The following is a 25511-nucleotide window of genomic DNA, read 5'->3' on the forward strand; positions in this document are numbered from 1 at the left end:
CCGATGGATGGGGTGATTTACCTAGCTCCTCCGCGCGGCGCGTTCGGGGCGGTCTATTTCTTGATGAAGCCGTACTTGATCAGCCGCAAGTCCTCGTCCCTGATCAGCCCGATGTTCGGCGCATAATATTTGTACTCTGTTTCGAACATTTTGAGCGGCGTGCCTTCCTTGACCTTGAGGCATTTTGAGAACGTGCCCGCGGGCGTCTTGCAGGTGTCGTTGAGGCTGACAATCTCTGCCCTGTCCATCGCCACGCCGGGTGCCATCTCCTGGTAGTACCTCATCCCGACTCTCGGCGTTCCGGCCATGATCAGACCGGCCTTATTGCCGTCCTGGCCCGCGAGCCACGTGCCATCGTGCTTGACCACCTTGTCGTTCTCGTAGTAATCGACGTCTTCGCCGAAATAAAAGACGTCCTTCGTCTGCTCGCACATGGCGAAGTAGTTTTTCGACACCTCGTACAGTTTCCCGTCCTTCCATTCCCTCTCCTCGACGACGCGGGTGCTGACCCCGTCGACCATCTTGGTTTCGTCGAGGACCGTGATGTGGAGCTTGGTGTCTCCCCCTTCCAATTCGAGCCGAAAGCCGGGCTCCATGACGAAATATTGATTTTGGCCTGTCGTCTGCAGATTGCATTTCGTGATGCCGAACTCCTTTTGCCATGCCGATTTCGTCATCTTGCCCTCTGCGCCTGCCGTGGAGGACGCGATAATCGCCGCAGCGGCAAGGATGTATTGCAATGTTCGCGGAATCATTGATGCTCTCCTTCTTATTGGACAGGACGGATGCTGTCGGCCTTCCGGCTCGTAAGCGGCACGCTAATATAGGCCACCGTCTAGGGTTCTATCGTCACTCGACCACTGGCTCGATGGCTGTCGTAGAACTTCAATACCAGAATTTGGCAAGGACGCTGATCCCCTTGTTGGCACCACGGAAGGTGGGGTTGTCAGGGTCGATGGTATTTTCGATGCGGAAGGCTTTTCCGGGGAAGAACCAGCCCGCTCTCAAATCCAATCCGAGGCGCTTCACGCCGAACAGGTGGCGAAAGCCGAGCACGATGTCGAAAGCCTCGCCCACATCCTTGCTCAGCTGCGTGTCATCCTGGTTCATTTGGGCCGTCAGCGCCCCGTTGCGAATTTCGTCGGCGATTTTTTTCAAGCGGTACTTATGGTAGACAAGGTCGACGAAGACGTTCGGTGTCGGCCTGAATCCCAGGCCCGCGGTGAGAATCTCGAGATTGGAGAGTTCCGGGTCGAGTACCTCGCCGTAATATTTGAATTTGGTAACACCGCCGAACTTGCCTTCATTCGACTGCAAGCCGGTCTGGCGGAACTCGTGGTTCTTGCTGTCGTTCGGGTTGCCGTCGCCACTCCCGTATGCATAACCCAGGGTGACGCTCGGGTAGAGTGGGAGGCCCGTGAACCGATACGTGCCGCCGACATCGATTGCGTGGGCCTTCAAGTTCTGTTTGAACTCATCCTTGCCGCGCAAAAGACCCAGTTCGGTCCAAAAGTTGAATTGGTCGGATGGCATGCCATAGGCGCGCAAGCCCATGTTGAGCGGCTTCCCTTCCTTCCCGGTCTGGTCTTCGCGGTAGATCGAGTAGCCGGCCAATCTGATGTCTTCGATGCCGCGGTAGTCCAGGTACAACATGTAGTTGTCGATTCGGGTTTTCTGAACCGGCGCGAGCAGGTCCAGGTCCAGCCTGTCCTTTCGGGAGACGCTCGCTTCGGCTTGAAAGGCGCCTTGCTTGAGCTTGACCAAGCCGGTATCCAGCGAAGTGTCATACAGCCAATGACGGTCGTCCTCGAAATTCCGGCGCCCTACCGTAAGGTCGAGTGGCCCTAGCTGCTTGAATGTCACCCAGGCCTGGTCGACGGGCAGCGAGGTGTACCTTCGCGGCGCGACTTGTGTCTCCCCGTTCGGCAGAGTGACTATCTTCTCCTCTTTTGCCGCGATCTCCCTCTCCACTAACATCTCCAGCAGCATTTCCAGCCGGTCGGTCGGCCGATAGAGGACGTAACCGTTTATTTGGGGCGCCAAGATCAGCGAGTTGTCCCGGAGGCGTCTGTCGAGGTCCGCGTCGCGGCGGTAGGTGACGTCCGACTCGCTGCCGATCGCATACTGGTACTTTAAGAACGGGGTCGCCGGCGTTGGCGGCGCCCCATTCGGCCCTGCCTGCTGAGGCAACTGGAATTGCGCCATTTGAGCGACGCTGAAGGCGGGCGCGGCCGGGCTTTCCGTCGCCTCGGCAGGCTGATCGGCAATGACCGCTCCGTCGCCGCGGCGCAGGCTCCCGCTATCGGTGTCGGGGCGAACCGGCACCGCATCGGCGGGGACGATCTCGCTGCCGTCGATCCTTGTCTCAGCGACAGCCGGGAGGCTCGTCCCCAAGGCGACGACGAGCGCGCCAGACCACACCACGGCGACGGCTTGCATCACTCAGCCTCCTCTTTGACGGGGCCGGCCAGACCGAGGTCGGATTGGCGTCCAGTTCCCGCGCCGATGAAGAGATAGAGGACCGGCAAGACGAACAAGGTGAACAGGCAGGAGGCGACGAGGCCGCCCATCATGACGATTGCCGTCTGCTGCGCGATCTCGAGCCCCGGGATCTGCCCGAAAACGACGATCGGCAGCAAGGCGGCGATAATCGCCGCGGAACTCGCGAGAATGGGCGACAGCAGTTCCCGTGCGCCGCGGATGACGAGTTCGAGTCCGAACGGCACGCCTTCCTGCCCCTCGAGACGCTGATAGTGATTGATCAGCAGGACGCCGTTGCGGGCGGCGATGCCCAGCACTGCGAGGAGGCCGACGATCGATCCGAGCGAGATCACGCCACCGCTGGCGGACGCCGCCAGCACGCCGGCGGCGAGGGACGTCGGCAGAGCGAGGAAGGCGATCAGCGCGAGGCGCCAGCTTCGGAAGCAAGCCTGCAACAGCAGGAAAATCCCGATCACGGCGGCGGCGGCCACACCCAGCATGCGCTGCTGGGCGCTCTGCCGTTCGGCGTATTCACCCAAGATCTCCGGGTGATACTCGAGCGGGAATTGGACTTTCTCGAGCCGGTCTTCGACTTCGTCGGCCACCGAGCCGGGGTCGCGTCCGGCCACGTTGGCGACGACATCGACGTAAGGCGCGATGCGTTCATGCCTGATGACCGTCGGCGTCGACTCCATGCTCACGTTGGCGACATCGCCCAGACGCGCGTAGTTGCGGTCCGACTTTTCGACCCACAGGTCGCGAAGATTGCTGAGGCTCTGGCGCGTTTCGGGTGCGCTCCAGACCACCACCTCGAAGATCTTCTGTTCCTTGAAGAGATAGCCGACCACGAGGCCGGAGAACACGGTCGCCGAAGAGCGGCGCACGTCGCCCGGCTTGACGTTCACTTTGCCGGCGGCTTCGAGGTTCACCTTGACCTTCACCTGCGGCTCCTCGGCCTGACCCTCGGCGCGCAGGTCGACGATCCCGTCTATACCGGAAAGCGCCTGTCTGACTTCCTCGGCCTTCTGATGCAGGACTTCGCGCTGCTGGCCGTAGATGCGCACGACGATCGCGCGGCTCTCGCCGGTCAGCGCCTCGGCGACCTTGTCGCGCAAGTAGGTCTGCACATTGCGCTCGATACCGGGGTAGCCGTCTATCGTCTCCCGGATCGACGCGATCGTCTTGTCGTAGTCGGCCTTGGGATCGATGTTGACCCAGATCTGGCTCGAATTGATGCCGACGACCTGGTCGCCGGTGATCGCGCGGCCCACATGGGCGCCGACGGACCGCACGCCAGGCAGCGAGCGCAATTCCTTGCTGACGCGCGACGTGACCCGGTGCGTCTCGGAATGCGACGTGCCGGGCGGCGTGCTCCAGTTCACCAGCAGGTCCCTCTCCTTGAGCGACGGAAGCAAGGACTGTCCCAGCAGCGGCCATGCGACGACGCCGCCCACGACCACGACGCCGGCGGCGATGAACATCCAGCGTGGCGTCTTGATGACTCTCTGGAGGGCCGCCTCGTATCCGTCGCGAAGCCGGGCCGCAACGGGCGACTCGCCAACGTCGTGCGACGCTTCTTTCCTCAATAGCAGGCTCAAGGCGGGCGTCACGGTCAGCGCGACGACCATCGACGCCAGCACGGCCAGCAAGTAAGACAGGCCCAGCGGTTCGAAGAACGCCCCCGATACCCCGCCCATGAAGAAGATGGGCATGACGGCGAGCAGGACGATCAGCGACGCGTAGAGGGCGGCGCTTCGCGTCTCGAGCGTCGTCTCGTAGATGATGGTCGCGATCGACGCGCCGCTTTCCTTGCGCTCGCGCAGCCGTCGCATCAGCCTTTCCACGTCGACGACCGCGTCGTCGATGACGACGCCGAGGGCGACGATGAGACCGGCGAGGATCATCGTGTTGATCGTCGCCCCGGTCAGGTTGAGGGCGATCATCGCGACCAGGAGCGACAGCGGGATGGCCACGACGCTGACCAGCGCGCTGCGCCAATTGAAAAGGAATGCGCCGATGACCAGGACGACGAGAATCGCCCCGAAGACGATCGCCATCGTCAGGTTGGAGATCGAGTCCTCGACGTACGACGCCAGCCGGAACACGTTGCTGTCGATCTTCACGCCGGGAAGGCCGTGGCTCAACTCGGCGAGCGCCTTGTCGACGCCGCGCGTCACTTCCAGCGTGTTGGCGGACGGAAACTTCTCGATGACGAGCAGGAGGCCCTTGCCGTTCTTGCCGACGGCGTCACCGATCAGCGGCGGATGCGCGAACGTCGTCTCGGTGACCTCGCCCAGCGACATCGCCTTGCCGGTCATCAGCAAGTGGAACGGCGAAAGGGCGACCTGCGCCATGTCCTCCGGCGTCTCGATTGGCATCGTGTGCTGAATGCTGAGCCGCTGGTTGCGGTTGTCGATCCAACCGCCCGCACCGGGGGCCGACCCCTTCAGGAAGGTCAGCGGCGATACCCACAGCGCGTCGCCGGCGGCGGCGATGATGTCGTCCTGCAGCACGCGCGCGTCGTGCAGGCGTTCGGGGTCGATCTGGACGTGCAATTGCCGCAGGCGCTGGCCCCAGATCGCGACGTTGGCGACGCCGGGCACGCCCAAGAGCTTGGGCTTGACCGTCCAGCGGGCGAGCAGCGAAAGCTCCGTCGGCTCGACCTTGTCCGACGAAATTTCGAACATCATGAAGCGGCTGGTCGCCGACAGCGGCTGGAGGATGACAGGCGGCTGGGCGACGTTAGGCAGCGTATACGCCAGCGTCAGCCGCTCCTGGATCATCTGCCGGGCCTTCATGATGTCGGTCCCGCGCTCGAAGGTGAGCACGATAGACGAGAGGCCGGTCACCGACTGCGAGCGGATCGATTCGAGCCACGGCACGCCGGAGAGCAACTCCTCGAGGTTGAGGGTGATCAGGCTTTCCACCTCCTGGGCGGACAAGCCGATCGCCTCCGTCTGAACCTCCACAATAGGCGGCGCGAACTCGGGTAAGACGTCGACGGGCATCTTCTTGAGCTGGAGGGTCCCGAACAGGACCAACACCGCGGCGATACCCAACACCAGGAAACGGAACTTCAGACTCGAGCCAATAATCCAGCGGAACATTTTCTTAACCCTCCTTCCGCGCCTTCATTTGCCGAAGGTTTCGACGACGCACGGGCTCCCCGTACGCCTTTATTTTCCGAAGACCTCTGCACCGTGGAGCATTGGCACACCGACGGTGACCACCGGAGTACCAACGGTCGGTCCGCTGGACAGAACCGCCAGATCGCCAACCACACGCTCGACGTCGACGCGCCGTCGTTCGAATACCAGGGGCTTGGTGTTGACGTAGACCCAGGCGGTGCCCTTCGCGTCGTAATGCACCGCGCTGTAAGGGACGACCTTCTGCTTTTCCTCGCTGCCCGAGAGCGGCAGCTCGACGCGCATGCGGCTGTTCACCGTAAGGCCGTGATCCTTGCCGGCCACGACGTAGTACACCTGCAACATCGAGCGTTTAACGTCCTCGATCGGCGCGATTCCGGATGGCTGCGCCAATACCTCGTGTTCGAGCTTGTCGCGCGTGCCCAGCGGCAAGAGGCGCGCCGGCTTGTCCTTCGCCAACTTGTCCCACTCCGCCGGCGACAGCGTCGTGAGCACCCAGACCTCGCCGGCGGTGGGCGATGTCGCCGCAGGCGCTGCCGCTTGTGCGGCCGCCGCGACCGGCAACGGCGCCGGCGCGATGGCCGAGACCGGTTGCCGCACGGGTGCAGCCGCGCCGGCCGAGACCGGCGGCTGCACCGGTGCAGGCGCCGCGCCCGGTTGCGGCGCCGGTGCGGCCGGTTCCTGTCCGAAGCCGCCGAACCCGCCGCTGGCCGGCGCCGGCCCCGATTCGGGCAGCTTTTCCATCGGGGGGGTGATGAGGCCGCCGACCATCTGCTTGCGGACGACCACCTGCTCTCCCACCTTGCCCGTCTCGATGCCGAGCCGCTCGGCCGCCTTGGCGGTCAGAATGACGCGCTTGACGTCGCCCCCGGGGATAGGCTCCAACGTGACCGCAGAACTCTTGCCGGCCGATCCACCCGGGTCCGCCGCGAGTGCCGCTACCGGCGCCAGCAAGAGCGTCGCCACCGCTGTCAGGCCAAGGAAAGCGCCGAGCAACGTTCCTCCATTACGATCCGCCCTCACGGCGACCACAGATCCCACGTCCATTTGAGCCACTCCTCTCTCTAGCCGCTATGTGCGTCGATGCGACGCTCGCGGTCGTCGACCCGTTTCAAGCCCCTATCCACAAACCGATGTCACCCCGATTCCCGGCTGGCGATCGCCCGCTACAACGGCGGGACGATGCCGTCCCTGCCGACGAAAAGGAAGCCCGCCACATACTTGCCGTCGCTACCCTTCTGCGCGCCGGCAAAGACGTGCGCGCCCGCCTTGATCAGGCTCTTGTCTCCGAGCGACATCTTGAGGATGGGTACGTCGCGGGGGACTTCCACGTCCGTTTCCTCTTCTTCGGTGGGCCCGTATTTTATCGAGAGCACGCGGATCTCCAGGTCGTCGACCCAGCCGTGCGCGATGATGCTGTCGGGCGTCAGGTCCCACTTCTTGTGTCCCAGCGCGATGCCGCGCAGTTTCTCGTCGATGATCCGCAGTTCGAATCCCCTGTGCAGCCAGCTCAGCGAATCCCGGATGATGGGGCTGTATTCATCGAGGCGCACCGCAACGGCACCGACGTAGGTTCCGAAGTCCACGTCGGTAAAGCTTCCCTTGGAGAGGCTGATGATCGTGAGCTTATCGGTGAGTGCTACGCGCACCGTTCTGCCGTTCTTGGTCTTCACGACGATCGAAGACTCGTCGACCTTGGTGATCTGGCCGCGGATATGGTCTGGTTCCGCACCCTGCACGGGTTTGGGAGTATGGCGGTCCGCTTCCGCGTCTTTTTCCGGCGAACGAGTGGCCTGCCTCTCCCGAGCTCGAGCCGCGTCCTGCGCGGACTTCGCCGAGCCCTTGCCGTCCGGCACGACCTCTTGCGCGCTGGCCGGCTGGCCGAGCGCTAGGGCGATGAACGAGGCAATCAGCATGAGGGAATTGAATGAGCGGATCATGCCTTTCTCCTGGGTATCGGTTGCAATCATTACGGCCTGTCGATGGGGATGCGGCCGGAGGGTCGCATCCTTGCTTAGCTCGATGGCTCTTGAGCCGGCGGGTCGGCCGTCGTCTTGCCTGCGCTGGCCCCGAAGCGGAGGTACAGGATCGGCATGATGAACAGCGACAGCAGGCTCGACGTGACGACGCCGCCCAGGATCGCCACCGCCATCGGATGCTCGACCTCGTAACCGGGAATGCTGCCGGGAATGATCAGCGGCAAGAGCGCCAGCGCGGCGCACAAGGTGGTCATCAGGATCGGCGACAGCCGTTCGCTGGCCCCGCGCAGGATCAGCCCGAGGCCGAAGGGTTCGCCTTCCTCGCGTTCGAGATGCCGGTAGTGCTCGATGAGCATGATGCCGTTGCGCGCGGAAAGACCGAGGATGGTGATGATGCCGACCAGCGAGCCGAGCGAGATGACGCGGTCGCTCGCGAAGGTCGCCAGCAGGCCGCCGATCAGCGCCGCCGGAAGCGCGAGAAACACCATCGTGGTCAGCCGCAGGTTCCGGAAGGTCGCGTGGAGCGTGAGGAAGATCGCCGCGATAAAGACAAGCGACGCGATAAGCAGATTCCGCTGCGCGGCCTGGCGCTCCTTGTATTCGCCCAACAGCTGCGGGTAGTAGCCGAGCGGGAACTGGACCTTGTCGAGCCGCTGCGCGACCTCCTCGGCCACCGAGCCGAGGTCGCGGCCCTTGACGTTGGCTTGGACGTCGATCCGCCGCGAGTTGTTCTCGCGCTTGAGCTTGTTCGGTATCGGCACGAGTTGGACGTCGGCCACCTCGGCCAACCTCACGCGCCCGCCGTAGGGCGTGTCGACCAGCGCGTTGCGGATGTCGTCGACGCTCCGGCGCGACGACGGTGACGACCACACGAAGACGTCGTAGACCTTGCCGTCTTTATGGATGTCCGTGACCTCCTGGCCCGACACCAGCACGGCCGCCGTCCGGCGCACGTCGCCCGGCTTGAGCCCGTGGCGACCGGCCGCGTCGAGGTTCACCTTGACCTGGATCTGCGGGATGTCGACCTGCTGCTCGGCGTGCAGATCGACGAGGCCGGGGATACCTTTCAGCGCGTGTTCCACGTCCTTCGCCTTTTTGCGGAGGACGGTAAGATCGGGCCCCGAGATGCGCACGACGATCGACTCGCTCGCGCCGGTCAGCACCTCCTTGATCCTCTCCTTCAGATAGGTCTGCACGTCGCGATACAGCCCGGGATAGCCGGCGACGGCGGCCTCGACGCTCGCGCGCGTCTTGTCGTAGTCGACGCTGGGGTCGACGCTGATCCAGTTCTCGGTGAAGTTGACGCCGTACGGCTCGTCGCCGCCGATGGCGCGTCCGATATGGGCGCCGAAGTTGCGGACCCCCGGTATCGCGCGCAGCTCGCGGCTGGCCTGCTCCGTGATCCTGACCGTTTCCGGGTGCGACGTCCCCTCGGCGGGCACCCAGTGCATCAGGAAGTCCCTTTCCTTGAACGCCGGGAGCAGCGCCGTGCCGAGGAAGGGGAATACGGCGATGCCGGCGACGACAATGGCGAGGGCGGTGGCGAACGTCGCGCGCTGATGGTTGATGACGCGTGTAAGCATCGCGCCGTAGATCCGCTTGAGCCACGGGAGCAGCGGGGACTGCTTATGCTCGATGTCGGCACGGTCCAGCAGAAGAAGGCACAGTGCCGGCGTGACCGTCAGCGCCACCACCATCGATGCCACCATCGCGGTCAGATAGGCGAGGACCAGCGGTTCGAAGAACGAGCCCGACAGCCCGCCCATGAAGAAGACCGGCATCACGGCCAGCACGACGATCACCGTCGCGTGCACGATGGCGGAACGCACCTCGAGCGACGCTTCGAGGATGATGCGCGCCGTCGACTTGTCGCTGCCTTTGAGTCGGTGCTGGCGCAGCCGCCGTGTGATGTTCTCGACGTCGACGATCGCGTCGTCGACGACGTCGCCCAGCGCAACGATGAAGCCCGCCAGCACCATCGTATTGATCGTCGCACCCTGGAAGTAGAGGACGACCCCCGCGGCCACCAGCGACAAGGGGATGGCGACGACGCTGATCAGCGCGACCCGCCATTCGTAGAGGAAGGCGCCCAGCACGAGGATCACGAGGAGGCAGCCGATGATCAGCGCCCGCGTCAGGTTGTCCATCGACAGCTCGATGAAGGTCGCCGGCCTGAAGATCGTCGAGTCGATTTCGATGCCGGGCAGGCCGGGCTTCATCTCCTCGAGTGCCTCCTCGATCCCCTCCGTCACCTCGAGCGTGTTCGCCCACGGCAGCTTCTCGACGATCATCATCAGGCCGGGGCCGTCGTTGATGACGGCGTCGCCGACCATCGGCCAGGTGCCCCAGCCGACGTGGGCGACGTCGCGCAGCCGCGGCGGGTCGGCGCGCACGGTCTTCAGCTTGAGCGGCACCTCGGCCAGGTGTTCGACCGAAAAGACCGGCGATTCGTTATGGATGACGAGCCGCTGGTTCGGCGTGTCGATCATCCCGTCGATGCGGGTCTTCGCGTGGCTGGTGTACCTGAGCAGGCTGAAGTCGAGCGCGTCCGACGTCGTCTCCATGACCTCGTCGAGCGTGACGTTGTGGGCGCGCATCAGCGTCGGGTCGGCCTGCACCTGCAGCGACTTGATCCGTTCGCCCCAGATCGGAACGTTCGCGACGCCGGGGACGGACATCAGCCGGAACTTGATCTTCCAGTACGCGATCATCGACAGGTCCATCATGTCGTGGACCTTGGACGTCAGCCCGATCTTCATCACCCGGCTGGTCGACGACAGCGGCTGGAGGATCACCGGCATGCCGGACGACTGCGGCAGCTCGGCGATCGCCAGCTCCACACGCTCCTGGGTGCGCTGGCGCGCCTCCATCAGGTCGGTGCCCGGCTTGAAGATGAGCACGACCTGAGACAGCCCGGTCACCGACGACGAGCGCACGTATTCGACGCCGGGTACGCCGCGCAGCTGGTCCTCCATCGGGATCGTGATCAGCTCTTCGACCTCGGTGGAGGTCATGCCGGGACCCTCGGTCTGGATTTCGATCTTCGGCGGCGCGAACTCGGGGAAGACGTCGACCGGCATCTTGCGCAGTTGCTCGGCTCCGAAGACGAGTAAGCCGATGGCGATGGCCATCACCAGGAAACGAAATTTCAGGCTCGCGCCTATGATCCAGCGGAACATTTGGGTGCCTCATTCTTGCTTTTTTTCACGTTCTACTTATTTGATTTCAGACTAGTTTCCTTACAAGAGAATTAATACCGACCCCCTTAAATATTATTTTGTATTTATGTTTTATAGTAAATAATTATTATTCATTATTAATTGTCATAACAACGGGATGGTATTTCATCAGCCGACTGTGGCTGGACCCAAAAACTGTTGCGCTGAGCAAAGCTGAACCTGCCGAGTAGCGAAGCCCCAACAGGAAGTCCGACAACGCTGTGTTCAAGGTGCGCAGCGACACATTGCGCCAGCGCACACGATATGGAAGGAGGGGAGGGCCTGCCTCCGTCGCAGCCTGTTCGCGAACAAGATGTTCTGTTTCAGAGGCTTAGGTTCGCACGTGATGGAGGGGGGCGATCGTCGGGTAGCTGGATAGCATGAGATACTGAACCGGTTCACCCTTTGGGGATGCCGGATATGGTTCGTTCGTGCTGCTGCGTGGGAGGGAAGGGGACAGCGCTCAAGGCCTGTGCAGGAAAGCCGGGATAAGTATTCTTGCCCGTATTTTAAAGATGGCTCTCTGTCAAAGCCGTCTTTTTCGAAATGGGCATATTTCAAATAAAATAAAATGGCGATGTTATAACCTGTTTTGTTTTTGAGATCGACTGTTTCTATTGCATGATTTCTGGGAAAGCTCACGCAGAGAATTTCATGTGTCTCTTTAAGGTACTAGACGGGGAAACTGGGTGCCATAAAATCGCTGGTTCCGGCTTTAATGGAAAATAAAACATCGACGAGTCTTTTGTCGCGGAAAGGCGGTGGAGTATGAGGGGGCGCCCCTTTCGTGACCCATAAAAGGTATGCAAAAAAGCTATAAAAAATATATTGTCCTATAAGATGTATTAATCAAGCGCAAAAGACTTAATATATTTCATTGGCGTGTCTTATTTATCGCGACAGGATTTCCCGCCTCCGTTTTTCGCCTCCTTGCCAGATTGCTAACTTACCGTTGGCCCCCTGAACGGGGGAAGGCCGGGACGGCCTTCTCTTGCCCGCTCATCGTTTGGCTCGAATGGACATGACATGTGTATATAAGGTATGGCTCTGTAAAAAGTAGAGACAAAAAAACACCCCGGCAAGCGGGGTGTTTGATAGCAAACGATGCGTCACAGGCCCAACTAGGTATTCCTGGTTGGGAGGGATCACCGAAGTGGGCGTTTTCAGTGCCTATTGCCGGGTCAGGCGAACAGTTTCTGTAGCGCTGCACCCGGGTCGGCCTCGCGCATGAAGGCTTCGCCGACGAGGAAGGTGTGCACCGCATGATCGCGCATCAGCGCGACGTCGTCGGCCTTGACGATGCCGCTCTCGGTGACGACGATGCGGTCGGCGCCGATCTGCGGCAGCAGGCCGAACGTGGTCTCGAGGCTGACCTCGAAGGTGCGCAGGTTGCGGTTGTTGACGCCGACGAGCGGAGTATCCAGCTGCAGCGCGGCCTCGAGCTCTTCGCCGTCGTGCACCTCTACCAGTACCGCGAGGCCGAGCTCGGTCGCGAGCGCTTCGAACTCCTGCATCTGCGACAAGGGCAGCGCGGCGGCGATCAACAGGATGGCGTCGGCGCCCATCGCGCGCGCCTCGTAGACCTGGTAGGCGTCGACCATGAAGTCCTTGCGCAGCACCGGCAGCGCGCAGGCGGCGCGCGCGGCTTTCAGATACTCGGGCGAGCCCTGGAAGTAGGGCGCGTCGGTCAGCACCGACAGGCAAGCGGCGCCGCCCGTCTCGTAACTTCTGGCGATCGCCGCCGGGTCGAAGTCGGCGCGGATCACGCCCTTCGAGGGGCTGGCCTTCTTCGCCTCGGCGATCACCGCCGAGGCGCCAGCCGCGTGCTTGGCGCGGATCGCGCCGACGAAATCGCGCACGTCGCGGCGCGCTTCGGCCTCGGCGCGAACGGCGGCGAGCGGGGTCTTGAGCTTGGCCGAGGCCACTTCGTCACGCTTGGTGGCAAGAATCTTGTTCAGGATGTCGGACATGGTTTTCTGGCGAATCGTTGTGCCGGCCGGCGGCCAGCTGTTCTTCGAAAAAGGCGATCAGGCGCTCTGGCAGCCAGTCGAGCCGCCCCGGGAAGCTGCCGGTCACGAAACCGACGTGGCCGCCCTCGGCCGGCTGTTCGAGCCGGACCGCCGCGCTGACCTCGTGCGGTTTCGGCAGCGCGTCGGGCGGCAGGAAGGGGTCGTTCACCGCGTTCAGCAGCAGGGTCGGCCGGGCGATATGGCGCAGCAGCGGCTTGCTGCTGGCGCGCGTCCAGTAGTCCCTGACGTCGCGGTAGCCGTGCAGCGGCGCGGTGACGAGGTTGTCGAACTCGCCGAAGGTGCGCGCGCGGCGCACGCCGTCGGCGTCGAACAGGCCGGGGTGGTGGATCAGCTGCGACAGCGCCTTCGGCTTGAGCGTGCCGAGGAATAGCCGCGTGTAGACGTGGCGGCCGAAGCCGACGTCGAGCCGCGTGCTCGCCGCGGCGAGGTCGACCGGCACCGACACGGCGGCGCAGGCCAGGGGCAGTGCGTCCGTACCGGTCTCGCCGAGATACTTGAGCAGCATATTGCCGCCGAGCGACACGCCGGCGGCGAACAAGGGTTGGCCGAGACCGGCGAATTTTTCCAGCAGCCACGCGACTTCGGCCGAATCGCCGGCGTGGTAGGCGCGGCGCAAGGTGTTGCCGACGCCGCCGCAGCCGCGAAAGTGCGGCACCGCGCCGCGCCAGCCATGCTCGGCCAACATCGTCATCAGCGAGAGCGCGTAGTGGCTGTCGCTGCTGCCCTCGAGACCGTGGAACAGCACCACCAGCGGCGCATCCAACGGCCCGTCGACGAAGTCGACCGCGACCTCGCCGCCGTCCGGTGTCGGCCATAGCTCGCGCCGGTAGGGCGGACGCGACTGTCGGATGCCGACGGCCGGCCAGATGGTCTGCGCGTGGCCACCCTTCAGCCAGCGCGGCGCGCGGTAGGGGCTCATGCCTTGGGTTTCTGTGCCGATTTGGGGCGGAAGGCCTTGACCACCGCCTCGTCGGTTTCGACGTAAGGGCCGCCGATCAGGTCGATGCAGTACGGTACGGCGGCGAAGATGCCCGGCACGACGACCATGCCGTTCTCGTCCTTTAGACCCTCGAGCGTCTCGCGGATCGCCTTCGGCTGACCCGGCAGGTTGAGGATCAGCGAAGATTTGCGAATCACGCCGACCTGGCGCGACAGGATCGCGGTCGGCACGAAACGCAGGCTGACCTGGCGCATCTGCTCGCCGAAACCGGGCATCTCGCGGTCGGCGACCGCTAGCGTCGCTTCCGGCGTGACGTCGCGCGGCGCCGGGCCGGTGCCGCCGGTGGTCAACACCAGGTGGCAGCCTTCTGCGTCGACCAGTTCCTTCAGCGTGGCCTCGATCTCGGGCTGCTCATCCGGGATCAGCCGCGTCACCGTCTCGAACGGCGAAGTCAGCGCGAGCGCGAACCAGTCGGTCAGCGCCGGGATGCCCAAGTCCTGGTACACGCCCTGGCTCGCGCGGTCAGAAATCGAAACCAGGCCGATCTTCAGCGTCATGCTTCTTCGTCCTCTGAGTCGTTCTGGCGTTTGGGTACGCCCGGCTCCGGGATGACCTCTTTCATCGCCTGGAACAGCGTTCGCGACGATTTAGGCGGCTTGTTCTCCAGTTTTTCCTTGCGCGCGTTGCGGATCAGCGTCCTGAGCAGCTGGACGTCGGCGCCGGGGAAGTCGGCGAGGAAGGTCGGCAGCATCGCGTCGTCGGTCAGCAGCCGTTCGCGCCAGCGCTCCAACAGGTGCAGCCAGGCGTTGTGCTCGTTCGACTCGCCCTTGAGGACCGACAAGTGCTTTTCAATCGGCTCGGGGTCGACATCGCGCATCAGTTTGCCGATGTACTGCTTCTGGCGCTTGATCGCGCCGTGCGCGGTGAAGCGCTTGCAGTCGCGGATCGCCTGGAACAGGTCTTCGGGCAGGTTCATTTTCTTGAGCGTGTCGACCGACAGGTTGACCAGTTCTTCGCCCAGGTCCTGACGGGCTTCGACGTCGCGCTTGCGCTGGCTCTTGCTGATCGGTTCGTCCTGGCCGTGTTGCTTCGGGTCGCTCATTCTTGTTGCGTCTCACAAAGATTCAAGGCTGGTATGATACTAGAAGCGTAGCCCGTCGGGCTTGTCGATGGTGATCGAAAGCGAACATGTCAGACTCCTCCTTCAGTTTTTCCCAGCCCCAATTGCAATCCCTCGCGCAAGAAGCGCTCGAACTGGCCAAGAAGGCCGGCGCGACCGCGTGCGAGGTCGACGTCTCCGAAGGGCGCGGCCAGACGGTGACCGTCCGCCTGTCCGAAGTGGAAACCATCGAATACAACCAGGACAAGGGCATCGGCGTCACGGTCTACCTCGGCCAACGCAAGGGCCATGCCAGCACCTCCGACTTCTCTTCGACCGCGCTGGCCGACACGGTGGCGGCGGCGATCAATATCGCGCGCTTCACCGCCGAAGACGATTGCGCCGGCCTGGCCGAACCCGCGCTGATGGCGAGCGAGTTCCCCGACCTCGACCTCTACCACCCGTGGGACGTGTCGGTCGAGGAGGCGATCGAGCTGGCGCGCGCGACCGAAGCGGCGGCGCTGGCGGTCGACAAGCGCCTGACCAATTCGGAGGGCGGCACCGTTTCGACGCAGTCCAGCCACTTCATCTACGCCAACAGCCACGGCTTTCTCGCCGGCTTCCCGACCTCGCGCCACAGCCTGTCGGTGGCGGCGGTGGCCGAGGCGGACGGCGCGATGCAGCGCGACTACTGGTACAGCGTCGCCCGCCACGTCGACGATCTCGAGCCCGCCGCCGACATCGGCCGCAAGGCCGGCGAGCGCACGGTGGCGCGGCTGAACGGGCGCCGCGTGAAGACCGGCCGCTACCCGGTGCTGTTCGAGGCGCCGGTCGCGGCGTCCTTGATCGGCCACTTCGTGTCGGCCGCCAGCGGCGGCAGCCTGTACCGCCGTTCGAGCTTCCTCGTCGATGCGCTCGGCAAGCCGGTGTTCTCCGATCGCGTGACCATCGACGAAGACCCCTTCCTGCTGCGCGGCCTCGGCAGCAGCGCGTTCGACAACGAAGGCGTGGCGACCAACGCGCGCCGTCTGGTCGGCGCCGGCGTGCTCGAAGGCTATTTCCTGTCGAGCTACTCGGGGCGCAAGTTGAACAGCTCCACCACTGGCAACGCCGGCGGCCCGCACAACCTGATCGTGCACAGCACCGGCGAGTCGTTCGACGTCCTGCTGGCCGAACTCGGTACCGGTCTGCTCGTCACCGAGCTGATGGGGCAGGGCATCAACCTCGTCACCGGCGACTACTCGCGCGGCGCGTCGGGCTTCTGGGTCGAGAACGGCAAGATCGCCTATCCGGTCGAGGAAATCACCATCGCCGGCAATCTCGCCGAGATGTACCGCCAGATCGTCGCGGTCGGCGACGACACGCTCAACCGCGGCGCCAAGCTGGTCGGTTCGATCCTGATCGAATCGATGATGGTCGCCGGCGAAGCCTGATGAGCCCCGAGCGCTGGCAGGCCGCCGCCGCCGAACTCGCGTCGCGGGACGCGCGGCTGGCGCACCTGATCGAGCGCTTTCCGGATTCCCGGCTCGTCACCCGCGGCGAGCCGTTCCAGACCCTGTTGCGCGCCATCGTCGGCCAGCAGCTTTCCATGCGCGCGGCCGATGCGATCTGGTCGCGTCTCGTCGCCGCCTTCGACCCGGCCGACCCGGCCGCCTGGGCCTCGGCCAACCTTGAAGAACTACGCGCCAAGGGCTTGTCGCAGCGCAAGGCCGAGTACGTGCGCGATCTGGCGCAGCACACGCTGGCCGGCGACCTCAAGCCGCACAGCCTCGCCGCGCTCGACGACGATGGCGTGATCCGCGTCCTGACCGGCATCCGCGGCCTCGGCCGCTGGAGCGCCGAGATGTTCCTGATCTTCAACCTCGCGCGGCCCGAAGTGTGGCCGGTCGACGACATCGGCCTGCAAAGGGCGCTCGTCGCGCACGGCTGGCTCGACCCCGGCACGAAGCCGAAGCGCGCCGACTGCCTCGCGGCCGGCGAAGTGTTCCGCCCGTGGCGCACCGTCGCCACCTGGTATCTGTGGCGCAGTCTCGATCCGGCAGAAATCGTCTACTGACCCTCCCCAAGGTTGGCCGAGCCTGCGCGCGCGTTCCCAATCTGGCATGATTTGGCTATGCCTTAAATAACAACGTCAAGAAGGCTGGGAAGGGGGAGAGCATGACAGCCAATACCGCGTTGATCCTGGCCGGCGGTGGCGCGCGCGCGGCCTATCAGGCGGGCGCCCTGATGGCGATCGCCCGCATGCGCCCGAAGGGTGCACCGAGTCCCTTTGGCATCATTTGCGGCACGTCGGCCGGCGCGATCAACGCCACCGCGCTCGCGGCCGGCGCGCACAACTTCCGACGCGCGAGCGCCTATCTTTCCAGCGTCTGGCGCGAGCTGCACGTCTCCGACGTCTATCGCAGCGAGCTGTCGTACTTCCTCAAGACCTTCATGCAGCTGGGCGCCTCGGTCGTCAGTGGCGGTCGTCTGGTCGGCAGCCCGCAAAGCCTGCTCGATAATGCGCCGCTGCGCGACCTACTCGAGCGGGTGATGGACTTTCGTGGCGTCGAAGGCGCGATCGATGGCGGTGCGCTGAAGGCGCTGGCACTGACCGCGTCGTGCTACAACTCGGGCTTGTCGGTGACCTTCTTCGAGGGGGGCGGCGACATCGAGGGTTGGCAGCGCAGTCAGCGCATCGGCGTGCGCGCGCGGCTGACCATCGAACATCTGATGGCGTCGGCGTCGATCCCGGTGCTCTTTCCGTCGGTGCAGGTCGACAATCTCTATTACTGCGACGGCGCGATCCGCCAGATGGCGCCGATGTCGCCGGCCTTGCACCTGGGGGCGGACAAGGTCTTCGCCATCAATCTGATCAGCCATCGCCAGGAGGTGCCCGCGGGGCGACGGCCGGCGCTGGAATATCCGACGCTCGCGCAGGTGTTCGGCCATCTGCTCAACAGCATTTTCCTCGACAGCATGGCGGTGGACATGGAGCGGCTGATCCGCATCAACCACACCGTCTCTTTATTGAGCGAGGAGGCGAAACTCGAGAACAAGACCAGCCTCAAACGCGTGGAGGTGTTTACGCTGTCGCCGAGCCGGTCGCTCGAAGAGATCGCCTATAAGCATGCGGAATCGTTTCCGCGCGTGCTGCGCTTCCTGATGCGCGGCGCCGGCGCGATGCGACAGCGCGGGGCGACGCTGGCGAGTTATCTATTGTTCGAGCCGGCTTACTGCAAGGCGCTGATCGATTTGGGCTATCGCGACGCCATGGAACAAAAACAGGCGATCCTCGCCTTCCTCGATGGCGAGACGGCCCGCTAAAATAGTTTTTTCATAAAAGGGGATGATGTGAATTCGAAAGCAATCGGTGCCCGGCCGGTATTCGCCGGCCTGACCTTGCTGTGCGTGGCGGCGCTGGCGTTCGCCTTGTATCTGCAGCATGGGGTCGGACTGGAACCTTGCCCGCTGTGTATCTTCCAGCGAATCGCCGTGATGGCGGTCGGCCTGTTCAGTCTGCTGGGCTTGTTGTTCGCGGGGAGTCTGCGCGGCGGCCGGCCCTGGGCCGCGCTGGTGGCCTTGTCGACCCTGGGGGGCGGTAGCGTGGCGGCTTGGCATGTCCGCCTGCAGCACCTGCCGGCCGATCAGGTGCCGGCCTGCGGCCCGGGGCTCGACTATATGGTCGAAACCATGCCGTTCTCGGCGATGCTTGCCAAGGTGTTCAGGGGTAGTGGTGAATGCGCGGCTATCGACTGGACGCTGTTCGGTCTGTCCCTGCCGGAATTGACCGGCCTGTTCTTTGGCGCGGTGCTGGTGATTGCGTTCTGGCAGTTGTTCCGCAAGGCCTGATGGCTGACTGGGGCCCCGTCTTTGATGGCGGGGCGTAAAAAATGGACGCAAAAAAGCCTGGCTCAGGGCCAGGCTTTTTTGTTTGGTGGGTGATACTGGACTCGAACCAGTGACCTCTGCCGTGTGAAGGCAGCGCTCTACCAACTGAGACTAATCACCCGAATGGTTGGCGGAGTGGACGGGACTCGAACCCGCGACCCCCGGCGTGACAGGCCGGTATTCTAACCAACTGAACTACCACTCCAGTACTGCTAAAATTTGGTGGGTGATACTGGACTCGAACCAGTGACCTCTGCCGTGTGAAGGCAGCGCTCTACCAACTGAGACTAATCACCCTTGTGTACGTTGGCGGAGCGGACGGGACTCGAACCCGCGACCCCCGGCGTGACAGGCCGGTATTCTAACCAACTGAACTACCGCTCCAGGTGTTGGCGGAGTGGACGGGACTCGAACCCGCGACCCCCGGCGTGACAGGCCGGTATTCTAACCAACTGAACTACCACTCCGCTGGTGGGTGATGACGGGGTCGAACCGCCGACATCCTGCTTGTAAGGCAGGCGCTCTACCAACTGAGCTAATCACCCGAAACTTTTCTCGCTGCTGCGCTGTTGCGTTCAGCGAGGAGGCGAATTAAATCACAGCGCTTTTTTCCGTGCAAGTGTTTTGGTGATAATTTTTCATTTGCCTAAAATTTCAGCAATAAACCGGTGCTTATATTGGGGGTTATGCCAAGAATCGCGCCTTTTTGCGCATATTATGGTTCGCGCGTGAACGTGTCTGATGCTGCTTGCATTTTGTCCGACATGCGCGTGACGGCTCGGCAAACCCTCATGTATCATTTCGCGATTCCCCATATCGGACGACAAGAAGCATGAAGCCGACCTTTCTCGATTTTGAGCAGCCGATTGCCGAGCTCGAGAACAAGATAGAAGAGTTGCGGTTTGTCCAGGACGATTCCGTTCTGGATATCTCCGAAGAGATCGCACGCCTGCAGAAGAAGAGCCAGGAGCTGACCAAGGCGGTATACGCCAAGCTCAGCCCGTGGCAGATCTCGCAGGTGGCGCGTCACCCGCAACGCCCGTACACGCTCGACTATGTCGGCGGCTTGTTCACGGATTTCCAAGAGTTGCACGGCGACCGCGCGTTTGCCGACGATTCGGCCATCGTCGGCGGCCTGGCGCGTTTCAACGGCCAGCCGGTGGTGCTGATGGGCCACCAGAAGGGCCGCGACACCAAGGAAAAGATCTACCGCAATTTCGGCATGCCGCGCCCGGAGGGTTACCGCAAGGCGCTGCGCCTGATGAAGTTGGCCGAGCGTTTCGGCCTGCCCATCCTGACCTTCATCGACACGCCGGGCGCCTATCCAGGCATCGGCGCCGAAGAGCGCGGCCAGTCCGAAGCCATCGGACGCAACCTGTTCGAGATGGCCAAGCTCAAGGTGCCGGTCATCTGCACCGTGATCGGCGAGGGCGGGTCCGGCGGCGCGCTGGCGATCGCTGTCGGCGACTACCTGAACATGTTGCAGTACTCGACCTACTCGGTGATCTCGCCCGAAGGCTGCGCGTCCATCCTGTGGAAGAGCGCCGAGCGCGCGAACGAGGCGGCCGAGGCGATGGGCATCACCGCGAGTCGCCTGAAGACGCTGGGGCTGATCGACAAGGTGGTCGACGAGCCGCTGGGCGGCGCGCACCGCGACCACGGCCAGATGATGAACAACCTCAAGCGCGTGCTGCAGGACCAGCTCAAGGACCTGCGCGCCAAGCCGGTCGACGCCCTGCTGGCCACGCGTTTCAATCGACTGATGAGTTATGGCCGCTTCAAGGAAGACGCCGCCTGACCTGATCGATCGCCTGACCCAGCAGTGGCCGGACCTTGAGTCCGGCCATTCTGTTTTGGAGCTGGGCCTGTCGGGCGGGCTCGACTCGGTGGTGCTGCTGCACCTCTTGTGCCGCTGGCGGGCCGCCGGCGGCCCGTCCTTGTCGGCAGTGCACGTCCATCACGGCTTGAGCGCATATGCCGACGCCTGGGCCGCCTTTTGCGAAGCGCTATGTCGCGACAAAGGCGTGCCGCTGCGCGTCGAACGGGTCAACGTGAGCCGCGCTGGCGGCGAGAGCCTGGAGGCCGAGGCGCGCAAGGCGCGTTACGCGGCATTCGGGAAGAGCTCGGCCAAGGTGGTCGTGCTCGCGCAGCATCAGGACGACCAGGCCGAAACGGTGGTGCTGCAGCTCTTGCGCGGCGGCGGGCCGCATGCCTTGGCGGCGATGCCGGCCTGGCGCCGCCTCGGCGGACTGTCGCTGTGGCGGCCGCTGCTCGACGTACCACGCAGCGCTTTGCAAGCGTATGCGGAAGCGCATGGACTTGCCTGGATCGAAGACGACAGCAACGCCGACCCGCGCTGGCGGCGCAACTGGCTGCGCCTCGATTGGCTGCCCAGCTTGGCCGAGGTGCAGCCCGACTATCGCCGCTCGTTGGCGCGTGTTGCATCGAATATGGCCGACGCCGCGGCCATGCTCGACGAGCTGGTCGAGCAGGATAGGGCGTTGTGCGAGGTCGACGGACGGCTGGGCCTGGCCAAACTTTCCTCGTTGTCGCCGCCGCGCCAGCGCCAGCTGCTCTTGCGTTGGGCGCAGTCGCACGGTCTGGGTGAAGGCACGCCGGCGGCGCTCGAAGAGTTCCGTGGTCAGCTGTGGACGGCAGCGCGCGATCGCAACCCGCTGTGGAGCTTGCCGCACGGCGCGGTGCAGCGCTATCGCGCAGCGTTGTGGCCGGTGCCTGACCTCTTCGGCGAGGTGCCGGAGGCGTGTGAAATAAGTTTCGATCCGGCGAGCCGCGCCGATCTGCCGCAATGGGGCGGGGTGCTGTCCTGGCGTGCCGATCCCAGGGGCCTGGAGCTGAGGCTCGGCCAACCTTTGGTGCTGAAGCCACGGCAGGGTGGCGAGCGGCTCGCGCAAGCGGCAGGGCGCAAGCCGGTGAAGACCTTGCTGCAGGAAGCGGGGATTCCGCCGGCGCTGCGCACCCGCTGGCCCTTGTTGTTCGATCAGAGTCACGAGCTAGTGGCGCTGCCGTCGGTGGCTGTGGCATATGACGCGAAAAGCGGCGGGGGAGAGCGCTGGTGGCCGCTGTGGCAGCCCAAGGCTTGGCAGGGCTACGGCTCGGTGGAGTAGGCAAAGAAAAAGCGCCGGGGGGACCGGCGCTTTTTTATGGCATTGATTGTGTTCAGTCGCGATCGCCGCCGAAGGCCATCAGCAGTTGCAGCAGCGAGGAGAACAGGTTGTAGACGCTGATGTACAGCGTCAGCGTCGCCGACACGTAGTTGGTCTCGCCGCCGTCGACGATGGTCTTCACCTGCCACAGGATCATCATCGAACTGAACAGCGCAAAGCCCGCGCACAGCGTCAGATGCAGCGCCGGTAGTTGCAGGAAGAGGTTCGCCACGACGGCGATCATCAGCACGATCGCGCCGACGGTCAGGAATTTGCTCATGCCGCTGATGTCGCGTTTCGTCGTGGTGGCGATGCCGGCCATCACGAAGAACACCGCGGCGGTCGAGCCGCCGGCCAGCATGATCAGTTCTGCGCCGTTGGACAGGCGCAGCGCGACCTGCAGCAAGGGGCCGAGCAGTACGCCCATCACCAGCGTCAGGAACAGCATCAGCGCGACGCCGAGCCCGCTGTCTTTGTTCTTCTCGACCGCGAAGAACAGGCCGTAGATCACCGCGAGCATCAGGATGCTCGACATGATCGGGCTGCCCGCCATGAAGGCGAAGCTCATGTTGGTGCCGATCATGGCGCCGATCACGGTCGGCACCAGAGACAGGGCCAGCAAGGCGTAGGTATTGCGCAGAACCTTCTGGCTCGAGCCGACGGCGACGGTCGTCGTCCGGTAGGCCGTATTGAGGTTCGGTTGCATAGAAGCAGTCTCCTAGGTAGGGGTAGCAAGCATGATGATTGACAGGGGGTGTCCCGCTTAGTTTCTTAAAGACTTCGTTTAAAAGCAAGCGGCCTTGCCGCGAAAGCGGCGCTTATTGTATGCTTGCGGCCTGCCTGTCCGGCAGGGATCGTGTAAGCGCGGTCACGCATCGTCGCGAGGGTGGCGGAATTGGTAGACGCACTGGATTTAGGTTCCAGCGCCGAAAGGCGTGAGAGTTCGAGTCTCTTCCCTCGCACCACTGAGCATTAAAGCAATACCTGCAAAATAGCCCCAAACCCAAGCGTAGCAACGGTTTCGGGGCTTTTTTGTTGTCTCGCCCCGGTCCCCATTTTCCCCATAATTACCCATATTTCCGCATCTGATTGGGCGTTGTTGCACAACCTTGGTTCAGGTCAAGCAGCCCCAACCCCTGACGGATTTGAGGCAAAGGGAACCGTTACCGGCATGCCCAGCCGGTTGAGCGTATTCAGGATGGCGCACCGTATGCGCACTGCCGCGGCCTGCCGTTCTGGTCGACGAGCAGTCAGCCGGATGTACTTTACGCTAGACCCGACGGTAGTCAGCACCGTGCCTCTTGAACTTCCACTCCCCTTCGCCCTGCACCTTGTACCGGTGCTATCGACCAACAGGGGGAGCGGTTCATGGCAGCGACGAACCGGAATCTGGACCGCCAGCGTCACTTGGCGCCGACTGACCGTGCTGTAGCACGGCACTGACCCATCCAGCTTCAATAAGCGCAGCAGGCTGCATACCCATCCGCGCGCCTGGCGTAGCGGCAGACTGACCAGCACCTTCAGGGTCAGTACGGCCTGGATGGCGGCATCGCGATAGGTCGTCGGCCGTCCATTCTGGCCCGGCCGCTCATTGCCTAGCCATGGCAGTTCGGGGGATATCCATACCGTCAGGTCAGCCCGACGCTGCAAGCTACGGTTGTACTCGGGCCAGTTGGTGGTGCGGTAGCGCGTCTGGTATGGCTTCTTCATCCTCGTAGCCTACCAAGGCTGGGGGCGTTCATGTACGAGTGGAAGACAAAAATGCACGGCGCCGAGTATCGCCGCCAGTGGCGCAAGGTCCATCTGGGCATCGATGCGCAGACGCTGGAGATCCGGGCCATTGAGGTCAGCGACAACACGGTGGGCGACGCGCCCATGCTGTCCGAGTGACTGGATCAGATTCCGTCCGATGAAACGGTTCTTTCCGTGAGCGGCGATGGCGCCTACGTGTTGGGTCTCGGACAATTGGATAGCTCGCCGCAGCTACCCGCTCTTCCTGGCGAGAGACATTTTGGGTAGCCTGCAGCAGTCCGCTGCCGAGGCCCAATCTTGAACATTCGTCTTCACAAAAATGCGCGTACCACGCCGGCGATTCGCGCCTATATCCGTCAATCCACCAAGACTCAGCGGGAGCTGGCCGAAGAGCTTGGCGTAGGTATCGGCACCATCCGCAAATGGCAGCGCCGGGAATCTACCCAGGATCGTTCGCACACCTCCCACCACCTGCAGACCACGCTAACACCGGTGCAAGAGGCGCTGGTGGTGGAGTTGCGCACTACACTCAAGCTGCCGCTGGACGACCTGCTGGCCGTGACCCGCGAGTTCATCAATGCCAAGGTGTCGCGTGCCGGGCTGGATCGCTGCTTACGCCGTCATGGCGTGGCCCGGCTGGCCGATCTTGAGGCCAAGCCCGATCAGGTTGCCGCACCGCCTAAAGCCTTCAAGAGGTACACGCCCGGCTTTGTGCACATCGAGGCGCTGTTGCATAAGTCCTGCCAAGCCAGCGCAGGAGGTGGCAGGTAGACTCGCCCCATGAACCCGCACAAGACCCGTTACCGCACCACCAACTGGCCTGAATACAACCGTAGCCTGCAGAACCGGGCGAATCTGACGGTCTGGATGTCGCCGGACATCCCTTGGTTGGGCAATGGTCGTACTGGTGCCAATGGTCGCCCGCAGGTCTACACCGATGCGGCCATTCAGGCGGTCCTGACGATGAAAGTCTTGTTCAAGCTTGCGCTACGGCAAGCACGTGGCTTGGTCAGTAGCTTGGTGAAGCTGTTGGGCTGGATTGGCCGGTGCCCTGCATCAGCACCGTCAGTCGGCGACAGGCCACTCTGACCGTCAACATTCCCATTCGCCGGCGGGCAGAGCCCCTCCATCTGCGGGTCGACAGTACCGGCATCAAAATCTGTGGCGAGGGCGAGTGGAAGGTCAAGAAACATGGCGCCGAGTACCGTCGTGCCTGGCGCAAGGTTCATTTAGCCATCGACGCCAAGACGCTGGCTATTCGTGCGGTGGAGATAACCGACCACCGCCAGGGCGATGCGGCCCAGATGGAAGAGCTGCTGTCCCAACTTGGCCCAGATGTGCAGTTAGGGAGTGTCAGCGGCGATGGGCCTTACGATACGCGGGGCGTCTATCGGGCGGTTTGCTCGCGTGGGGCCGGGGTCATTGTGCCGCCTCGTCGCAACGGCAAGCCTTGGCAAGACCGTGCCGATTTCGCGCAAGCCCGCAATGACACCCTGGCCGCAGCCAGGCATCTGGGCGGGCGGCTATGGAAGAAGTGGACGGGCTACCATCGGCGTAGCTTGGTCGAGACAACCATGTTGCGCTTCAAGTTGCTGGGTGAACGACTGGCATCCCGCCAACCGGAGCGTCAGGTGGCCGAGGTGCATGTGCGCTGCGCGATTCTGAATACGTTCAATCGGCTGGGCATGCCGGTGACGGTCGCTCACGCCTGAAATCCGCCAGGGGTAGCGGCTGCTTGGCCTACGCCAGACTTATGCATATATGGACGCCCCCAGCTTGCCAAGCATTCAGTTCATGACGGTAGGCAGGAGCGATTGCAGCCATCTATCCGG

18 protein-coding genes, 7 tRNA genes and 3 pseudogenes are annotated in these 25511 nt (G+C 63.4%); 10 read left to right on the forward strand and 18 right to left on the reverse strand.

Features of this window, described 5'->3' with window-relative positions:
- Positions 1–53: 53 nt before the first annotated feature.
- From DWG20_RS12570 to yjgA, 10 genes are all read right to left on the reverse strand, one after another.
- Positions 54–755: a hypothetical protein gene (locus tag DWG20_RS12570; RefSeq protein ID WP_115434137.1), complete on the reverse strand. Its 702-nt coding sequence runs from the start codon at positions 753–755 to the stop codon at positions 54–56.
- A gap of 130 nt (positions 756–885) precedes the next feature.
- Positions 886–2439 carry an alginate export family protein gene (locus DWG20_RS12575; RefSeq protein ID WP_220271961.1) on the reverse strand — a complete coding sequence of 518 codons (1554 nt, stop codon included), beginning with the start codon at positions 2437–2439 and terminating at the stop codon, positions 886–888.
- Positions 2439–5588: an efflux RND transporter permease subunit gene (locus DWG20_RS12580; protein WP_115434138.1), complete on the reverse strand. Its 3150-nt coding sequence runs from the start codon at positions 5586–5588 to the stop codon at positions 2439–2441. Before DWG20_RS12580 ends, DWG20_RS12575 begins: the two co-directional genes overlap by 1 nt.
- Positions 5589–5657: 69 nt before the next feature.
- Positions 5658–6674, reverse strand: coding sequence for a hypothetical protein (locus tag DWG20_RS12585; RefSeq protein ID WP_181880914.1), 1017 nt, complete (start codon positions 6672–6674; stop codon positions 5658–5660).
- 119 nt (positions 6675–6793) lie between these two features.
- Entirely contained in the window at positions 6794–7567 is a 774-nt protein-coding gene (locus DWG20_RS12590; RefSeq protein ID WP_115434140.1) for a hypothetical protein, read from the reverse strand.
- 74 nt (positions 7568–7641) lie between these two features.
- Positions 7642–10785: an efflux RND transporter permease subunit gene (locus DWG20_RS12595; protein ID WP_115434141.1), complete on the reverse strand. Its 3144-nt coding sequence runs from the start codon at positions 10783–10785 to the stop codon at positions 7642–7644.
- Positions 10786–12005: 1220 nt separating this feature from the next.
- A complete protein-coding gene (gene trpC / locus DWG20_RS12600; RefSeq protein ID WP_115434142.1) occupies positions 12006–12794 on the reverse strand; it encodes an indole-3-glycerol phosphate synthase TrpC in 789 nt (262 codons plus the stop codon).
- Positions 12754–13773 carry a YheT family hydrolase gene (locus tag DWG20_RS12605; protein WP_115434143.1) on the reverse strand — a complete coding sequence of 340 codons (1020 nt, stop codon included), beginning with the start codon at positions 13771–13773 and terminating at the stop codon, positions 12754–12756. The genes trpC and DWG20_RS12605 overlap by 41 nt, the downstream gene beginning before the upstream one ends.
- The gene (gene mog / locus DWG20_RS12610) at positions 13770–14351 is read right to left on the reverse strand and encodes a molybdopterin adenylyltransferase (protein WP_115434144.1); all 582 of its coding nucleotides are present in this window, start codon (positions 14349–14351) and stop codon (positions 13770–13772) included. The genes DWG20_RS12605 and mog overlap by 4 nt, the downstream gene beginning before the upstream one ends.
- The gene (yjgA, locus tag DWG20_RS12615) at positions 14348–14896 is read right to left on the reverse strand and encodes a ribosome biogenesis factor YjgA (protein ID WP_115434145.1); all 549 of its coding nucleotides are present in this window, start codon (positions 14894–14896) and stop codon (positions 14348–14350) included. The genes mog and yjgA overlap by 4 nt, the downstream gene beginning before the upstream one ends.
- An 86-nt stretch (positions 14897–14982) precedes the next feature.
- On the opposite strand from yjgA, the gene pmbA reads away from it, so the two are divergent.
- The 4 genes from pmbA to DWG20_RS12635 all read left to right on the forward strand — a co-directional run bounded on the left by pmbA (position 14983) and on the right by DWG20_RS12635 (position 18724).
- On the forward strand, positions 14983–16326 hold the full coding sequence (gene pmbA / locus DWG20_RS12620; RefSeq protein ID WP_115434146.1) for a metalloprotease PmbA: 1344 nt from the start codon (positions 14983–14985) through the stop codon (positions 16324–16326).
- Positions 16326–16949, forward strand: coding sequence for a DNA-3-methyladenine glycosylase family protein (locus DWG20_RS12625; RefSeq protein ID WP_115434147.1), 624 nt, complete (start codon positions 16326–16328; stop codon positions 16947–16949). Before pmbA ends, DWG20_RS12625 begins: the two co-directional genes overlap by 1 nt.
- A gap of 101 nt (positions 16950–17050) precedes the next feature.
- A complete protein-coding gene (locus tag DWG20_RS12630) occupies positions 17051–18199 on the forward strand; it encodes a patatin-like phospholipase family protein (protein WP_115434148.1) in 1149 nt (382 codons plus the stop codon).
- A 27-nt stretch (positions 18200–18226) separates the two neighbouring features.
- On the forward strand, positions 18227–18724 hold the full coding sequence (locus DWG20_RS12635; protein ID WP_115434149.1) for a disulfide bond formation protein B: 498 nt from the start codon (positions 18227–18229) through the stop codon (positions 18722–18724).
- An 83-nt stretch (positions 18725–18807) separates the two neighbouring features.
- On the opposite strand, the gene DWG20_RS12640 is transcribed toward DWG20_RS12635, so the two are convergent.
- From DWG20_RS12640 to DWG20_RS12665, 6 genes are all read right to left on the reverse strand, one after another.
- Positions 18808–18884 (reverse strand) — tRNA-Val (locus tag DWG20_RS12640).
- A gap of 7 nt (positions 18885–18891) precedes the next feature.
- Positions 18892–18968, reverse strand: a tRNA-Asp gene (locus tag DWG20_RS12645).
- Positions 18969–18983: 15 nt separating this feature from the next.
- Positions 18984–19060 (reverse strand) — tRNA-Val (locus tag DWG20_RS12650).
- 10 nt (positions 19061–19070) lie between these two features.
- Positions 19071–19147: transfer RNA gene (locus tag DWG20_RS12655), tRNA-Asp, on the reverse strand.
- Positions 19148–19153: 6 nt separating this feature from the next.
- Positions 19154–19230, reverse strand: a tRNA-Asp gene (locus tag DWG20_RS12660).
- Between the two features lie 2 nt (positions 19231–19232).
- A tRNA-Val gene (locus DWG20_RS12665) sits at positions 19233–19308 on the reverse strand.
- A 287-nt stretch (positions 19309–19595) separates the two neighbouring features.
- On the opposite strand from DWG20_RS12665, the gene DWG20_RS12670 reads away from it, so the two are divergent.
- Complete coding sequence (locus DWG20_RS12670) at positions 19596–20561, forward strand: acetyl-CoA carboxylase carboxyltransferase subunit alpha (protein ID WP_115434150.1); 966 nt, start codon at positions 19596–19598, stop codon at positions 20559–20561.
- Positions 20533–21888, forward strand: a complete 1356-nt coding sequence (tilS, locus tag DWG20_RS12675; protein WP_115434151.1) for a tRNA lysidine(34) synthetase TilS — start codon at positions 20533–20535, stop codon at positions 21886–21888. The genes DWG20_RS12670 and tilS overlap by 29 nt, the downstream gene beginning before the upstream one ends.
- Before the next feature lie 52 nt (positions 21889–21940).
- Here the strand turns inward: tilS and DWG20_RS12680 are convergent, their stop codons facing one another.
- The gene (locus DWG20_RS12680) at positions 21941–22633 is read right to left on the reverse strand and encodes a Bax inhibitor-1/YccA family protein (RefSeq protein ID WP_115434152.1); all 693 of its coding nucleotides are present in this window, start codon (positions 22631–22633) and stop codon (positions 21941–21943) included.
- 174 nt (positions 22634–22807) lie between these two features.
- Here DWG20_RS12680 and DWG20_RS12685 point away from each other — a divergent pair.
- Positions 22808–22892, forward strand: a tRNA-Leu gene (locus tag DWG20_RS12685).
- 154 nt (positions 22893–23046) lie between these two features.
- Here DWG20_RS12685 and DWG20_RS16775 read toward each other — a convergent pair.
- Positions 23047–23637, reverse strand: a complete 591-nt coding sequence (locus DWG20_RS16775) for a transposase (RefSeq protein WP_115434153.1) — start codon at positions 23635–23637, stop codon at positions 23047–23049.
- A gap of 36 nt (positions 23638–23673) precedes the next feature.
- On the opposite strand from DWG20_RS16775, the pseudogene DWG20_RS12695 reads away from it, so the two are divergent.
- The 3 pseudogenes from DWG20_RS12695 to DWG20_RS12705 form a co-directional block, all read left to right on the forward strand.
- A pseudogene (locus DWG20_RS12695) lies at positions 23674–23814 on the forward strand (IS5/IS1182 family transposase); the annotation flags it as partial.
- A 162-nt stretch (positions 23815–23976) separates the two neighbouring features.
- Positions 23977–24402 (forward strand): annotated as a pseudogene (locus DWG20_RS12700) (transposase family protein); the annotation flags it as partial.
- Positions 24403–24459: 57 nt separating this feature from the next.
- A pseudogene (locus DWG20_RS12705) lies at positions 24460–25391 on the forward strand (IS5 family transposase).
- Positions 25392–25511 lie beyond the last annotated feature (120 nt).

The organism is Crenobacter cavernae (assembly GCF_003355495.1).
Lineage (GTDB): Bacteria > Pseudomonadota > Gammaproteobacteria > Burkholderiales > Chromobacteriaceae > Crenobacter > Crenobacter cavernae.

Bases quoted from the DNA above. Each gene is read 5' to 3' on its own strand.
- DWG20_RS12570 (WP_115434137.1), bottom strand. From the start codon at position 755: ATGATTCCGCGAACATTGCAATACATCCTTGCCGCTGCGGCGATTATC.
- DWG20_RS12575 (WP_220271961.1), bottom strand. From the start codon at position 2,439: ATGCAAGCCGTCGCCGTGGTGTGGTCTGGCGCGCTCGTCGTCGCCTTG.
- DWG20_RS12580 (WP_115434138.1), bottom strand. From the start codon at position 5,588: ATGTTCCGCTGGATTATTGGCTCGAGTCTGAAGTTCCGTTTCCTGGTG.
- DWG20_RS12585 (WP_181880914.1), bottom strand. From the start codon at position 6,674: ATGGACGTGGGATCTGTGGTCGCCGTGAGGGCGGATCGTAATGGAGGA.
- DWG20_RS12590 (WP_115434140.1), bottom strand. From the start codon at position 7,567: ATGATCCGCTCATTCAATTCCCTCATGCTGATTGCCTCGTTCATCGCC.
- DWG20_RS12595 (WP_115434141.1), bottom strand. From the start codon at position 10,785: ATGTTCCGCTGGATCATAGGCGCGAGCCTGAAATTTCGTTTCCTGGTG.
- trpC (WP_115434142.1), bottom strand. From the start codon at position 12,794: ATGTCCGACATCCTGAACAAGATTCTTGCCACCAAGCGTGACGAAGTG.
- DWG20_RS12605 (WP_115434143.1), bottom strand. From the start codon at position 13,773: ATGAGCCCCTACCGCGCGCCGCGCTGGCTGAAGGGTGGCCACGCGCAG.
- mog (WP_115434144.1), bottom strand. From the start codon at position 14,351: ATGACGCTGAAGATCGGCCTGGTTTCGATTTCTGACCGCGCGAGCCAG.
- yjgA (WP_115434145.1), bottom strand. From the start codon at position 14,896: ATGAGCGACCCGAAGCAACACGGCCAGGACGAACCGATCAGCAAGAGC.
- pmbA (WP_115434146.1), top strand. From the start codon at position 14,983: ATGTCAGACTCCTCCTTCAGTTTTTCCCAGCCCCAATTGCAATCCCTC.
- DWG20_RS12625 (WP_115434147.1), top strand. From the start codon at position 16,326: ATGAGCCCCGAGCGCTGGCAGGCCGCCGCCGCCGAACTCGCGTCGCGG.
- DWG20_RS12630 (WP_115434148.1), top strand. From the start codon at position 17,051: ATGACAGCCAATACCGCGTTGATCCTGGCCGGCGGTGGCGCGCGCGCG.
- DWG20_RS12670 (WP_115434150.1), top strand. From the start codon at position 19,596: ATGAAGCCGACCTTTCTCGATTTTGAGCAGCCGATTGCCGAGCTCGAG.
- tilS (WP_115434151.1), top strand. From the start codon at position 20,533: ATGGCCGCTTCAAGGAAGACGCCGCCTGACCTGATCGATCGCCTGACC.
- DWG20_RS12680 (WP_115434152.1), bottom strand. From the start codon at position 22,633: ATGCAACCGAACCTCAATACGGCCTACCGGACGACGACCGTCGCCGTC.
- DWG20_RS16775 (WP_115434153.1), bottom strand. From the start codon at position 23,637: ATGAAGAAGCCATACCAGACGCGCTACCGCACCACCAACTGGCCCGAG.